Annotated in this window: 13 protein-coding genes; 4 read left to right on the top strand and 9 right to left on the bottom strand. The window is 71.9% G+C overall.

Translation table 11 applies throughout. The annotated features are described in order from the left end of the window. Positions 1-2 precede the first annotated feature (2 nt). Entirely contained in the window at positions 3-710 is a 708-nt protein-coding gene (locus tag ABD879_RS15035; protein WP_345021818.1) for a PadR family transcriptional regulator, read from the bottom strand. Positions 711-1117: 407 nt separating this feature from the next. Between ABD879_RS15035 and ABD879_RS15030 the strand changes: the two genes are divergently transcribed. The 3 genes from ABD879_RS15030 to mug all read left to right on the top strand — a co-directional run bounded on the left by ABD879_RS15030 (position 1118) and on the right by mug (position 5428). Then, on the top strand, positions 1118-3889 hold the full coding sequence (locus ABD879_RS15030) for an aconitate hydratase (RefSeq protein ID WP_345021816.1): 2772 nt from the start codon (positions 1118-1120) through the stop codon (positions 3887-3889). A gap of 212 nt (positions 3890-4101) precedes the next feature. Continuing rightward, on the top strand, positions 4102-4821 hold the full coding sequence (locus ABD879_RS15025) for a sulfite exporter TauE/SafE family protein (RefSeq protein ID WP_345021814.1): 720 nt from the start codon (positions 4102-4104) through the stop codon (positions 4819-4821). Between the two features lies 1 nt (position 4822). Beyond that, positions 4823-5428, top strand: coding sequence for a G/U mismatch-specific DNA glycosylase (mug, locus tag ABD879_RS15020; protein WP_345021812.1), 606 nt, complete (start codon positions 4823-4825; stop codon positions 5426-5428). Here the strand turns inward: mug and ABD879_RS15015 are convergent. The 6 genes from ABD879_RS15015 to idi all read right to left on the bottom strand — a co-directional run bounded on the left by ABD879_RS15015 (position 5425) and on the right by idi (position 10731). Continuing rightward, a complete protein-coding gene (locus ABD879_RS15015; RefSeq protein ID WP_345021810.1) occupies positions 5425-6030 on the bottom strand; it encodes a Uma2 family endonuclease in 606 nt (201 codons plus the stop codon). The genes mug and ABD879_RS15015 overlap by 4 nt on opposite strands. Positions 6031-6118: 88 nt before the next feature. After that, complete coding sequence (locus ABD879_RS15010) at positions 6119-6556, bottom strand: ASCH domain-containing protein (RefSeq protein WP_345021808.1); 438 nt, start codon at positions 6554-6556, stop codon at positions 6119-6121. 300 nt (positions 6557-6856) lie between these two features. Continuing rightward, a complete protein-coding gene (locus ABD879_RS15005) occupies positions 6857-7723 on the bottom strand; it encodes a carbohydrate ABC transporter permease (RefSeq protein WP_378269406.1) in 867 nt (288 codons plus the stop codon). Further along, positions 7720-8622: a carbohydrate ABC transporter permease gene (locus ABD879_RS15000; RefSeq protein WP_378269404.1), complete on the bottom strand. Its 903-nt coding sequence runs from the start codon at positions 8620-8622 to the stop codon at positions 7720-7722. Before ABD879_RS15000 ends, ABD879_RS15005 begins: the two co-directional genes overlap by 4 nt. A 76-nt stretch (positions 8623-8698) precedes the next feature. After that, positions 8699-9985, bottom strand: a complete 1287-nt coding sequence (locus ABD879_RS14995) for an ABC transporter substrate-binding protein (protein WP_345021806.1) — start codon at positions 9983-9985, stop codon at positions 8699-8701. Positions 9986-10161: 176 nt separating this feature from the next. Then, positions 10162-10731, bottom strand: coding sequence for an isopentenyl-diphosphate Delta-isomerase (gene idi, locus ABD879_RS14990; protein WP_345021804.1), 570 nt, complete (start codon positions 10729-10731; stop codon positions 10162-10164). Positions 10732-10949: 218 nt separating this feature from the next. On the opposite strand from idi, the gene dxs reads away from it, so the two are divergent. Then, on the top strand, positions 10950-12881 hold the full coding sequence (gene dxs, locus ABD879_RS14985; protein WP_345021872.1) for a 1-deoxy-D-xylulose-5-phosphate synthase: 1932 nt from the start codon (positions 10950-10952) through the stop codon (positions 12879-12881). A gap of 146 nt (positions 12882-13027) precedes the next feature. On the opposite strand, the gene ABD879_RS14980 is transcribed toward dxs, so the two are convergent. Then, positions 13028-13273, bottom strand: a complete 246-nt coding sequence (locus ABD879_RS14980) for a hypothetical protein (protein WP_345021802.1) — start codon at positions 13271-13273, stop codon at positions 13028-13030. A gap of 134 nt (positions 13274-13407) precedes the next feature. Further along, complete coding sequence (locus tag ABD879_RS14975; RefSeq protein WP_345021800.1) at positions 13408-13782, bottom strand: hypothetical protein; 375 nt, start codon at positions 13780-13782, stop codon at positions 13408-13410. Positions 13783-14217 lie beyond the last annotated feature (435 nt).

Below are 14217 nucleotides of genomic sequence, written 5' to 3'. Positions count from 1 at the left end.
CCTCACTCCTCACGGTCGTCGTCGGGCACGTCCTCGCCGTCGTCGGCCAGGATCCGGTACAGGTCGCGGCGCGTGCGGGCCAGCACGTCGCGCGCCCGGGCGACCTGGTCGGGCGACCCGGAGTGCACGATCTGCATCAGCGCCGCCCCCGTCTGCGCGGCCTGCTTGAACATCTCCGGGACGCCCTCGCCGTAGTCGGGCGTCATCGCCGCCCACGGCTCGCGCAGCTCGTCGGCGTGCGCCTCGACGTAGGCGCGGCCCTCGTCGGTGAGGCGGTGGACGCGGCGGCCCGCGCCCTCCTCGGCGCGGATCAGGCCCTCGTCGACCAGCTGCTGCAGCGCCGGGTACACGGCGCCGGGGCTGGGCCGCCAGGCGCCGCCGCTGCGCTCGCCGATCTCCTGGATGATCTGGTAGCCGTTGCGCGGCTCCTCGGCCAGCAGCGCCAGGATCGCCGCGCGCACGTTGCCCTTGCGCGCCTTGCCCTTGCCCCACGGCGCGCCGCGGCCCCAGGGGCCGCCGGGCCCGAAGAAGCCGCCGAACCCCGGGAACTCCCCGCGCGCCGACGCCCCCCAGCCGAAGCCCCGGCCGTGCGCCGCGGCGTGCGCGGCCGCATGCGATGCGGCGCGCGCCGCCGCGCGGGCCGCCGCGCCGCGGAGCTTGGCCGCCGCGAACGCCGCCCACGGCCACTCGGACTCGAACGTTGCACCCATGTTCTCCACCGCCTTCCGAGATCGTTCGTTGATCTCTCGCGATACGACAACGATATATCGAAGACGTACGGAGCGGCCACCGGGTTCCCGGAACCGGAGCGCATGGCGAGATGCAAGTAGCTCGATATCGAGATAAATTAGGAGATGGCTTGACGTCGAGAGAAAAAGCCGCGGAACTTAGGCGGCCCTGAGTCCCGGCCGGATCCGCTCCTAGGGCAGGATTCTGGCAAGGGACCGTGCGCCCCGCCGCCCTGGACCGCGCACCGGGGACCCTGCCCGTCCGTCGACCGGACCGGCAATGCGTCCCCGGCGGCGGCCGGGAGCCCGCAGGAACGATTGAACAGGATCGACGACGCCGCGCAGTCGCGTCCCGGACCGGACGCGCGGCGGTGACGGAGGAGGAGTCCGTGTCCGCTAACAGCTTCGGCAGCCGCAGCACGCTGCGGGTTGGCGACAAGTCGTATGAGATCTACCGGCTGGACGCCGTCGAAGGCTCGGCCCGGCTCCCGTACAGCCTGAAGGTGCTGCTGGAGAACCTGCTGCGCACCGAGGACGGCGCCAACGTCACCGCCGAGCACATCCGCGCGCTGGCCGAGTGGGACCCGGCGGCGCAGCCGAGCCGGGAGATCCAGTTCACCCCGGCCCGCGTGATCATGCAGGACTTCACCGGCGTGCCCTGCGTGGTGGACCTGGCCACCATGCGCGAGGCCGTGCGCGACCTGGGCGGCGACCCGTCCCGGATCAACCCGCTGGCCCCGGCCGAGATGGTGATCGACCACTCCGTCATCGTCGACTACTTCGGCTCGCCGGACGCGTTCGAGCGCAACGTGCGGCGCGAGTACGAGCGCAACCGCGAGCGCTACCAGTTCCTGCGCTGGGGCCAGACCGCGTTCGACGAGTTCAAGGTCGTGCCGCCCGGCACCGGCATCGTCCACCAGGTCAACATCGAGCACCTGGCCCGCGTGGTGTTCGACCGCGACGGCGTCGCCTACCCCGACACCTGCGTCGGCACCGACTCGCACACCACCATGGAGAACGGCATCGGCGTGCTCGGCTGGGGCGTCGGCGGCATCGAGGCCGAGGCCGCCATGCTCGGCCAGCCGATCTCCATGCTGATCCCGCGGGTGGTCGGCTTCAAGCTCACCGGCCAGCTGCCCGCCGGCACCACCGCCACCGACCTGGTGCTGACCATCACCGAGATGCTGCGCCAGCACGGCGTCGTCGGCAAGTTCGTCGAGTTCTACGGCGAGGGCGTGGCCGCCCTGCCGGTCGCCGACCGCGCCACCATCGGCAACATGAGCCCCGAGTTCGGCTCCACCTGCGCCATCTTCCCGATCGACGGGCAGACCCTGGACTACCTGCGGCTGACCGGCCGCTCCGAGGAGCAGATCGCGCTGGTCGAGGCGTACGCCAAGGAGCAGGGCCTGTGGCTGGACCCGGCCGCCCAGCCCGACTTCTCCGAGCACCTGGAGCTCGACCTCGGCACCGTCGTGCCGTCCATCGCCGGCCCCAAGCGCCCGCAGGACCGCATCTCCCTCGCCGAGGCCAAGCAGACCTGGCGGCGCGACGTGCGCAACTACGTCTCCGACGGCAGCATCCAGGGCCCGGTCGACGAGGCGTCCGCCGAGTCGTTCCCCGCGTCCGACTCCCCGGCGATCTCCCACGACGCCAACGGCGACAAGCCGCGCCCGCACGGCGAGGACGGCGCGCGGCGCCCGCACAACCCGGTGCCGGTCACCCTGGCCGACGGCACCGAGTTCGAGCTCGACCACGGCGCCGTCGTCATCGCCGCCATCACCTCCTGCACCAACACCTCCAACCCCTACGTCATGGTCGGCGCGGGCCTGCTGGCCAAGAAGGCGGTGGAGAAGGGCCTGACCCGCAAGCCGTGGGTGAAGACCTCGCTGGCCCCCGGCTCGCAGGTCGTCACCGGCTACCTGGAGCGCTCGGGCCTCGCCCCGTACCTCGACAAGATCGGCTACAACCTGGTCGGGTACGGCTGCACCACCTGCATCGGCAACTCCGGCCCGCTGCAGGAGGAGATCTCCAAGGCGGTCAACGACGCCGACCTGGCCGTGGTGTCGGTGCTGTCGGGCAACCGCAACTTCGAGGGCCGCATCAACCCCGACGTGAAGATGAACTACCTGGCCTCGCCGCCGCTGGTGGTCGCCTACGCGCTCGCGGGCACGATGGACATCGACATCCTCAACGACCCGATCGCCGACGGCGCCGACGGCCCGGTCTACCTGCGCGACATCTGGCCGTCGATGGAGGAGATCAAGGAGATCGTCGAGGGCTCCATCGGCCAGGAGATGTTCCTGCGCGACTACGCCGACGTCTTCAAGGGCGACGAGCGGTGGCGCGAGCTGCCCATCCCCACCGGCGACACCTTCGAGTGGGACCCGGACTCCACCTACGTGCGCAAGGCCCCCTACTTCGAGGGCATGGGCCTGGAGCCCGACCCGGTCGCCGACATCCACGGCGCCCGCGTGCTGGCCAAGCTCGGCGACTCGGTCACCACCGACCACATCTCCCCGGCCGGGGCCATCAAGGTCGGCACCCCCGCCGCCAAGTACCTGCAGGACAACGGGGTCGAGGTCAAGGACTTCAACTCCTACGGCTCGCGGCGCGGCAACCACGAGGTGATGATCCGCGGCACGTTCGCCAACATCCGGCTGCGCAACCAGCTGCTGGACGGCGTGGAGGGCGGCTACACCCGCGACTTCACCCAGGAGGGCGCGCCGCAGGCGTTCATCTACGACGCCGCGCAGAACTACGCCGCCCAGAACATCCCGCTGGTGGTCATCGCGGGCAAGGAGTACGGCTCGGGCTCGTCCCGCGACTGGGCCGCCAAGGGCACCGCGCTGCTGGGCGTGCGCGCCGTCATCGCCGAGTCCTACGAGCGCATCCACCGCTCCAACCTCATCGGCATGGGCGTGCTGCCGCTGCAGTTCAAGGAGGGCGAGTCGGCCGCCTCGCTCGGCCTGACCGGCACCGAGACCTTCGACATCGTCGGGATCGAGAAGCTCAACGAGGGCGAGACCCCGCGCGAGGTCACGGTGAAGGCCGACGGCAAGGAGTTCACCGCCATCGTCCGCCTCGACACCCCGGGCGAGGCCGACTACTACCGCAACGGCGGCATCATGCAGTACGTGCTGCGGAACCTGCTGCGCAAGTAGGGTCGGCGAGGGCGCCGAGGTCAGGCGCCGGCGGCAGGCGGCGGCCGAGCCTGTGCTTGCCGTCGTCAGGTCCAGGCCGACGCCACAGCGGCGCCGCGGCTAGCCACGCGCTGACGGGCCGTCCCCCCGGTCGCCGGGGGGACGGCCCGTCCCGTTCCGCCCGCGCCCGCGAAATCCCACCGACAGTGTCGGGATGTAACGTTCCAGGCATCATGCCTGATCTTGACTTCCTGCTGGTCGGCGGGCTGGCCGCGCTGCTCGGCGCGATCGTGCAGAGCAGCGTCGGACTCGGCGTCGGACTGGTCGCCACTCCCGTCGTGACGCTGCTGTTCCCCGCGATGATGCCCGGCGCGATCCTGGTCGCCGCGGTCGTGCTGCCGGTGGCGACGCTGTTCCGCGAGATGCGCCACGCCGATCTGCGGGGCCTGGGCTGGGCGTTCGGCGGGCGGCTGGCAGGGACCCCGCTCGGCGTGTGGGTGGTGGCGGTCATGCCCGTCGACGCGCTCGGCGCGTTGATCGGCGCGGTGGTGCTGGCCGCGGTCGCCGCGTCCGCCTGGTCGGGGGCCGTCCCCCGCACCCCGGCCACCCTCACCACCGCCGGGCTGCTGGCGGGCGCCACCGGCACCGCCTCGGCCATCGGCGGACCCCCGATCGCGCTGCTCTACCAGCGCGAGGACGGCCCGCGGGTGCGCGCCACCCTGTCGGTCTTCTTCACCGTCGGAGCCATCCTGTCGCTGGTCACCCTGGCCGCCGCGGGGCAGCTGCCGCGGGAGCAGGTCGTCGCCGGGCTGGCGCTGACCCCGTTCGTGCTCACCGGGTTCGCCGTGGCGGGTCCGCTGCGCCGCTACCTGGACGACGGGCGCATGCGCCACGCCGTCATGGCCGTGGTGGCCCTGTCCGCCCTGTCGCTGATCGTGCGTAGTGTGATCTGACGTGACGACGCGACGCCCTACCCGGGCCGACCTGGAAGCGGCCCGCGACCGCGTGATCCCCGACGTGCTGCCCGACGACGGCACGCCCCTGCGCGTGCTGTTCTGCGGCATCAACCCCGGCCTGTACTCGGGGGCCACCGGCCACCACTTCGCCCGCCCCGGCAACCGCTTCTGGCCCGCCCTGCACCGCGCCGGCTTCACCGACCGGCTGCTCGCCCCCTCCGAACAGCACCTGCTGCCCTCCTACGGGCTGGGCATCACCAATCTGGCGCCCCGCACCACCGCCCGCGCCGACGAGCTGACCGCCGAGGAGCTGCGCGAGGGCGGCCGCCGCCTCGTCGCGCTCGTGGAACGGCACCGCCCCGCCTATCTGGCCGTCCAGGGCGTCACCGCCTACCGCACCGCGTTCGGCAGGCCCCGCGCCCAGATCGGCCCCCAGGACGACACGATCGGCTCCACCCGCGTGTGGGTCCTGCCCAACCCCAGCGGCCTCAACGCCGGCTGGCCCTTGGACAGGATCGCCGCCGAACTGACCCGCCTCCGCCGAGCCGCCGAAACGAGTCGAGTGCACGCGCTGGACGGACGCCGGAGACCGCCCGAGGGCTAGAACTCGATCATCACCTGCGGGTCGAACACCACCGTGAACCCCACGTCCGCCTTGATCTCGGCGGTCAAAACCTCGCCGGCCTCCGCCGTCCGGTCCAGCCGGTAGGCGCTCGCCCCGTCGTCCAGAAGCAGCACCTGAACCCTGGGACGAGGCTCGACGTCCACGATCCAGTACTGCGCGATGCCGCACGCGGCGTACTCCTGCACCTTGCGCACCCGGTCGCGCCGCTCGCTGCCGCTGCCGGGGGAGACGACCTCCACGGCGAGGAGAACCTCCGTGCCGGGGACCGTCCTCGGTTCGCGGTGGACGATGGAGGCCCGGGCCACGCCCTTCGGCACCACGAAGACGTCCGGTTTGCGGATACCGGCCGGTGTTGTGATCTCCCATTCGCCGCCGTGGGCGACGAAGACGTCCGCTCCCGCCTCCTTGGCCGCCGACCGCACGACCTCCCACACGCATTCCGCCGCCCAGTTGTGCGGCCAGCTCGGCGACAACTCGACCAGCCATCCGTCCTCAAGCTCGAAACCCTTGCCGTCGTCGTCGCGAGCGTGCAGATCCTCGACCGTGTAAGGGCCGAAGCGTCGGTCATGCGTGATGGTCACGGCCCTGCTCCCGTCGGTGTGCGAGGTCTGTTGGAAACTACGCTACCCGCTGGACCTTCCGCGACACAGCGTAGCGGGATGGTCGCAGTCAGGAAGGGGGATGGGTGGAAGAGGAGGAGACCATCAGCTCGACGTCGGCCACCAGGGTGGGCTGGGGCTGCCAGAGGCCGGGGCGGCCGAGGGCGACGATGGGGCGGGGGAGGGCCCGGATGTCGGCCAGCCGCCAGTGGTGGGACGACGGGTCGGCCCAGGAGCCGCAGTCGCACGGCTCGCCGTTCACGGCCGCCGAGCAGACGTCGTCCAGGCGGGCGACGGCGATGACGGCGCCGAGCGTGGCCAGCGGGTCGCGCGGGTCCCAGCCGGCGGCCTGGATCAGCGGCGAGTCGCATGCGCGCAGGTCGACGCGCATGGAGGCGTGCACGAGCAGCGGTCCGCGGTAGGCGGTCGGCGCCTCCTGGTTGGAGACGGTCTTGCCGCCCCGGGCGATCGCGAAGGCCCAGGGTTGCTGGACGCTTATCGCCTGCACGCGGTCCCCCTCCCGTGCTCGCTGGTATCCATCTTCACCGCGCCGTCCAGAGCGGGACGCCCGGTTTGCAGCGGAGTATCCGGCTCCGCCGGTGGGGTCGCCGCGGGTGCGCCAGGCAAGAATGGCGGCGAGGTCAGATGCGTTCGGGTCACGGTGGTGTGGGCCGGGAGTGGAAGCGGTCGCGGTCGAGGGGTCGGCGTGATGATCGGTTCCCACCATGATTCGCCAACCGGCGCCGGAGCGGCAAGCAGGACACGTGAGATTCTCGCCAACGGCCGGTCCGGCGGCCGCCTCCGGCGGTCAGCCCTTGAGCGCCCCCGCCATCAGGCCGCGCATGAAGAACCGGCCGAGCAGCAGGTAGACCAGCAGGGTCGGCAGCGACGCCAGCAGCGCCGAGGCCATCTGCTGGTTGTACTGGACGGCCACCGCGCCCGAGCCCGCGGTGTTGTTCAGCATGACGGTCACCGGCCAGCTGTCGGGCGCGCCGAGGAACACCGCGAACAGAAAGTCGTTCCACATCGAGGTGAACTGCCAGATCAGCGTCACCGCGAACGCCGGGCCCGACACCGGCAGCACGATCGACCGGTAGGTGCGCAGCAGGCCCGCGCCGTCCACCCGGGCCGCCTCGATCAGCTCGTCCGGGATGGTGACGTAGTAGTTGCGGAAGATCAGCGTGCAGATCGGGATGCCGTACACCACGTGCGCCAGCACCAGCCCGCGCACGGTGCCGGCCAGCTCCAGGTCGGTCAGCATCCCGGCCAGCGGGATCATCACCGCCTGGTAGGGGATGAACATCCCGAACAGGAACAGCGTGAACACCGCGTCCGCCCCGGGGAAGCGCCACTTCGACAGCACGTACCCGTTCAGCGAGCCCAGCGCCGCCGAGATCAGCGAACCGGTCACCGCGATCTTGACGCTGTTCTCCAGGCCGGGCCGCAGCGCCTGCCAGGCCGCCCGCCAGCCGTCGGCGCTCCAGTCCCGCGGCAGGCTCCACGCCGTCGACGGGTCGGCCTCCTGCAGCGCCTTGAAGCTGGTCACGACCAGCACGTACACGGGGATCAGGAAGAGCACCGCGAAGGCGAGCAGCACCGCGAACCGCACGCCGCGCAGCACCTGCGGCCGGGCCGGGACGCGCCGCCCCGCGCCGGCGCCGGTCCGCGCGCTCACCGGTCGCGCTCCGCCCGCACCGACCACACCAGGTAGGGGACCACCAGCAGCGCCACCGCGAGCAGCAGGTACGTGGCGATGGTGGCGCCGTTGGCCGGGTCGTGCCGGTCGAACACCTCCACGTACGTGGCGATGGCCGGCACGTAGGTGATGATCTGCTTGCCCGCGATCGCCATGATCAGGTCGAACACCTTCAGCGAGATGTGCCCCAGGATGATCAGCGCCGACAGCGTCACCGGCCGCAGCTGGGGGAATACCACGTACCGGTACACCTGCCACTCGGACGCGCCGTCCACCCGGGCCGCCTCCCGCAGGTCGTCGGGCACCCCGCGGAACCCGGCCAGGTACAGCGCCATGACGTACCCGGTCATCTGCCAGATCGCCGGGATCGCCATGGCCGCCATGCCCCACGACGGGTTCTGCCACCAGTCGTTGGCGAGGGCGCCCAGCCCGATCCGGTCGAACAGCTGATTGAGGCCGACGGCGCGTTCGGGCGGCGCCGGGTTCATCAGCCACCGCCACACCACCCCGCTGGCGATGAACGAGATCGCCATGGGGAACAGGTAGACGGCCCGGAACCCCGCCTCGGCCCGGATGCCCTTCTCCATCAAGAAGGCCAGGAACGCGCCCAGCAGCAGCGCCCCGCCGACGAACACCACCGTGAACAGCAGCGCGTGCCGGACGGCCGGGGGCCAGCTCGGATCGCTCCACAGGTCGGCGAAGTTGCGTCCCTCGTCGAACCCGTACGGGGTGACCTCGTCGTGGCTTCCGCTCACCGCCACCCGCGTGTTCCAGGCGATGAGCCCGTACACGAACACGCCGATCGCCACCATCGACGGGGACACCAGCAGCAGGCCCGGCAGCCACCGTCTGCCGCGTCCCAGCCTCAGCGTCGCCACGCGGGCGCCCTCCCATCTCCGCGGGACCGGCGCCGGGCGGCCGCGCGGACGCGCCCCGCGGCCGCCCGGCGCGCCGTCACCGGCCGCTGTTCTTCGCCGCCTCCACCAGGGCGGCCTGCAGCTTGCCCACGTCCCTGCTCTGCAGGAACAGGCCCACGGCCGTGTCGATGTCGGTGTGCCACTTCTTGTTGGCGGTGACGCCGTGCCAGAACGAGCCGGCCAGCCTGATGTCCGGCCTGGTCCACTCGTTCAGCGCGTACTCCAGGTAGCCCTTGTAGAGGCCGCGGTCGGCGTCCTTGCGGGCCGGGATGGACCCCTTCTTGGGGTTGAACAGGTCCTGGCCCTCCTTGCTGGCCGCCTCCTTCAGCCAGGCGATCGCGCCGGCGCGGTGCGGGGCGCCGCGCGGCAGCGTGAAGCTGTCCGACAGCCACAGGTACGTGCCGTCGGTGCCGGGCGCGGGGGCGTACTTGAAGTCGGTGTCGAGCGTCTTGCCCAGGCCGTTGGGCGCCGGGTTGACGAAGTAGCCGTAGGCCCAGTCGCCCATGATGTTGAACGCGGCCTTGCCGTCGACGACCGCCTTGGCCGCGCCCTGCCAGTCGGTGGACGCCGCCTCGACCGTGGTGTACTCGAGGATCTCGGCGAAGTCGGTGAGCGCCTTGGCGACGGCGGGGGTGCTCCAGTCGGCGCCCGGCTTCCACAGGGCGTTGTAGGCGTCGGTGCCGAGGTCGCCCAGCAGCACGTTCTCCAGCAGGTGGTCGGCGGTCCACTGGGCGCCCAGCGACAGCGGCACCTTGCCGGTCCTGTCCTTGACGGCCTTGAGCGCGGCGATGAACTCGGCGACCGTCTTCGGCGGCCCGGACAGCCCGGCGTCCTCGAGGATCCGCGGGTTGTACCAGAGCACGTTGGAGCGGTGGATGTTCACCGGCACCGAATAGATCCTGCCCTGGTAGGTGATCTGCTCCAGCAGCTGCCGCGGGTAGGCCGAGCGCAGGCCGTTGTCGTCGTAGAAGGAGTCCAGCGGCTCGATCTGCCCGGCCTTGATGTAGTCGAGCAGCTCGGCGCCGGCGTGGCCCTGGAAGGAGTCCGGGGGCTTGCGGTTCTGCAGCCGGCTGGCCAGCACCGCCTGCGCCTGGGTGCCCGAACCGCCGGCGATGGCGGCGTTGACGAACTCGGTGCCCGGGTTCTTCTTCTCGAAGTCGGCCTTCATGGCCTGCAGCCCGTCGGCCTCGCCGGGACCGGTCCACCAGGAGAAGACCTCCACCTGGGACGCGTCCGAGCCGCCCTCGTCGCCTCCGCCGCAGCCGGACACCGCGAGCATCCCGCCGAGGACCACGGCGGCGACCGCCTTCCACCGTCCACGCATCGTTCGTCCCTTCGGTGACGCCACAACCAAGCGTCCGTTCAAATTCGCGGACGGGTCAACGGCGGCGGCCGAAAAGTGATCTCGCGGTTATCCGGGCGCACGGCCCCGGACATGCCGCGGCGCCCCGCGCGCACCGTGCGCGCCGGGGCGCCGCGTCCGGACGGTCACCGGTGCGATCACCAGCGCAGTGCCGGAGGAAGCCGGTCGGTTCCGGCGTCGGGCCAGTCCAGGGGGGCGCCGAGCGGGGCCAGCTCGGCCAGCTGGAGCCGGTACCAGGGGGAGGAGTCGGGCCGCTCGGCCAGCTCCAGGCAGCGGTCCCAGGTCCACCACTCGGCGGTCTCGACCTCGTCGGGGTTGGGCGTGACCTGCCCGGACGTCACCGCGCGCACCACGGGGCAGCGCTCGTTCTCCACCACGCCGTCGGCCGCGGTGGCGCGGTACCGGAACGCGGGCAGCACCGGCGTGACCGACTCGGCCGAAACGCCCAGCTCGGTGTCCAGGCGGCGCAGCACCGCCTCGCGCAGCCCCTCGCCGGGTGCGGGATGCCCGCAGCAGCTGCCCGTCCACACCCCCGGGAAGGTCCGCTTGCCCAGCGCCCGCCGCGTGATCAGCACCCGCCCGCGCGGATCGACCAGGAAGCAGGAGAAGGCGAGGTGATACGGGGTGTGGCGATGATGGCTCGCCGTCTTGGGGGCCCGTCCGGCGACCTCATCGGCCTCGTCGAGCAGCACGATTTCCTCCACCATGCTCTCATTACTACAGCCCCGGGCCTGCGACCAGGAGTGAGTTCCTCCTCACCGGCGCGCCGTCCCGAAACGGGGCGAGCTGTGGCGATTCGGTGCAGATTCGATATCGGTGTCGTGCGGGCGGCGTGCCACCGGCGCGGCGCGGACGAAGCACCACTAAACTCGGACGGGCCCGGCGAGCAGGGGCAGAGAGGCCCCCGATGGAGGAGTTGACGCGCGTGACCCTGCTGGAGTCGATCACAGGTCCGGCGGAGCTCAGGCGACTGGACGCCGCGCAGCTGTCCCGGCTCGCGAGCGAGATCCGGGAGTTCCTGGTCGAGGCGGTGTCCAAGACCGGCGGCCACCTCGGACCCAACCTCGGCGCGGTGGAGCTGACCATCGCGCTGCACCGGGTCTTCGAGTCGCCGCATGACAAGATCCTCTTCGACACCGGCCACCAGGCCTACGTGCACAAGCTGCTGACCGGCCGGCACGACTTCAGCAGGCTGCGGCGGCGCGGCGGGCTGTCGGGATACCCCAGCCAGGCCGAGTCCGAGCACGACATCATCGAGAACTCGCACGCCTCCACCGCCCTGTCGTACGCCGACGGGCTGGCCAAGGCGTTCCGGCTGCGCGGCGAGACCGACCGCGCGGTGGTGGCGGTGGTCGGCGACGGCGCCCTCACCGGCGGCATGTGCTGGGAGGCGCTGAACAACATCGCGGCGGGCCGGGACCGGCCCGTCATCATCGTGGTCAACGACAACGGCCGCTCCTACTCGCCGACCATCGGCGGGCTGGCCAGCCACCTGGCCGAGCTGCGGGTCACCCAGGGCTACGAGAACGCGCTCGACCTGATCAAGAAGACGGTGCCGAAGGCGCCGGTGGTCGGCGGCGTGGCCTACGAGGCCCTGCACGGCATCAAGAAGGGCCTCAAGGACGTCCTGCAGCCGCAGGCGATGTTCGAGGACCTGGGCATCAAGTACGTCGGGCCGATCGACGGCCACGACATCGAGGCGGTCGAGCGCGCGCTGCGCCGCGCCCGCCGGTTCGGCGCCCCGGTCATCGTGCACTGCATCACCCGCAAGGGCCGGGGCTACGCGCCCGCCGAGAACGACGAAGAGGACTGCATGCACGGCGCCGGGTCGTTCGACCCGGCCACCGGGCGGCCGGTCGCCAAGAAGGGCGGCCCGAGCTGGACGAAGGTGTTCGGCGAGGAGATGGTGGCCATCGGGGCCGAGCGCCCCGACGTGGTCGGCATCACCGCCGCCATGCTGCACCCGGTGGGGCTGGCGCCGTTCGCCGAGGCCTACCCCGACCGCATCTACGACGTGGGCATCGCCGAGCAGCACGCGGTCACCTCGGCCGCCGGTCTGGCGCTGGGCGGCCTGCACCCGGTGGTGGCCGTGTACGCCACCTTCCTCAACCGGGCGTTCGACCAGGTCCTCATGGACGTCGCGCTGCACAGGCTGCCGGTGACGTTCGCGCTCGACCGCGCCGGGGTGACCGGCGACGACGGCGCCAGCCACAACGGCATGTGGGACCTGTCCATCCTGTCGCTGGTGCCGGGCCTGCGCATCGCGGTGCCGCGCGACGGCGCCCGGCTGCGCGAGCTGCTGCGCGAGTGCGTGGCGGTCGACGACGGCCCGACCGCGATCCGCTACCCCAAGGGCTCGGTGACCGACGACATCGAGGCCGTCGACACCGTCGGCGGCATGGACGTGCTGGCCCGCCACGACGGCGCCAACGGCGCCCGCGTGCTGGTGGTCGCCACCGGGTCGATGGCGGGGGTCGGCGTGGGCGTCGCCGAGCGGCTGGCCGCGCAGGGCATCGGCGTCACCGTCGTCGACCCGCGCTGGGTCAAGCCGCTGGACGAGGCGCTGGTCGACCTGGCCGCGCAGCACCGCATGGTGGCCGTGGTGGAGGACAACGGCCGCACCGGCGCCGTGGGCGACGCGGTGGCGCGGCTGCTGCGCGACGCGGGCAACGACGTGCCGGTGCGCACCTTCGGCATCCCGCAGGAATTCCTCGACCACGCCGCGCGCGCCGAGATCCTGGCCGACATCGGGCTCACCCCGCAGGACCTGGCCCGGCAGATCACCGAGGCGGTCACCGCCCTGACGGACGCGGCCGAGCCCGAGACCGAGCCTGAGGACGTCGCGTCCTCCGAGTGACCCGGCGCTGTTGCCAGGCCGTCCGGCCCCGGGCATGCGCATGCCCGGGGCCGCGCTCGGTCATCCGAAGCGCGGTCCCGGTGCGCGCGGGCGCCGCCAGGCCCGCCGGGGCGGTGCCCGCCTGACCCGCGGTGAGCACGCGGCCATCAGTCCACCACGCTGACGATCACCCGCTTGACGACGCCCTTCGGGCCGGCCTTCAGGAAGACGTCCTTGAACAGGACGCGCCCCCGCTCCTCGTCGACCAGCGACGTGCGGATGTGCAGGAACGCCCCGTGCCGGCCGGCCTTCTGGGAGACGACCGTGAACTTGGCGTCGGCGTGCGCGAGGGCCGGCGCGCCCGCGAGCGCGCCGAGCACGGCGCCCGCGGTGACCGTGACGCGGAACGGCATTGACATCATGACGACTCGCTTTCGCATACGTCGGATGGGCCGGGCGGGGCCGGTGAACGGGGCGGTGGCCCCGCCCGCGTGGGCGCGGACGGGGCCACCTTTGGAACGTGAACCCCTGCGGAAAGGCGCGGCTGTCAGTGGCCGAAGCCGCCGAACCCGCCGAACCTGCCGCCGCCGAACCCGGCGAACTGCCGGAACGACGCGACGCCCTTGGGACCGGCGAAGAACTTCTGCTTCTTGAAGAACGGGCCGTGGCCGAAGCCGTGGCCGAAGCCGCCGCCGAACCCGCCGAAGCCGCCGAAGCCGCCGCGGCCGAACCCGGCCACGACCCTGGAGGCGGCGATGCCCTTGGGGCCCGCGATCTGCTTCACCGTGACGAAGTTGGCGCCGCCGAAGCCCCGGCCGAAGCCGTCGCCGCCGGCGGTGCTCGCCATGGCAGCGGAGGGGGCGAGCAGCGCCGCACCGGTGGTGGCGGCGCCCAGGATGGCGATGCGTTGCAGCGTGTTCATGAGAATCCTCTCTTTCCCTTCGCCGCGCTGCGGCTGTGCCGCCGCACGGCTCGGTAGTCGCTGCTGGACCATCTGGTGACGATCCGTTGCGTACCTTCACCACCGCAACTACCCGTTGGAGTCGCTGCAACACGGTCCGTAGGTAATAACCGCTTTTTGGGGTCGTGGGTTCGTGATGACCTCCATGTCCCGTGGCGTCCGGTTCATGATCGGCATCTTCCGGCGCGCCGGTTTGTAATTGATCAAGTGCGGTGAGTAATCAACTGGGCCGATCTTGAGCCCGACGCGACAGAAAGGGCTGGACATGAGCGTGCGGACAACAGGCGCCGGCCGGTCGGCCGGCACGGTACGGGTGGCGGCTCCCGTCCTGGCGGCGGGCCTGGCGGTCGCGGCGGCCCCGCCCCCGGCGGCGGCCGACGCGGCGCCGGGGGAGGC

Source organism: Actinomadura keratinilytica (genome assembly GCF_039539665.1).
GTDB classification, from domain to species: domain Bacteria; phylum Actinomycetota; class Actinomycetes; order Streptosporangiales; family Streptosporangiaceae; genus Spirillospora; species Spirillospora keratinilytica.
Note: the sequence above shows the minus strand (reverse complement) of the source record. Positions and strands in the feature narration are given on the sequence as shown.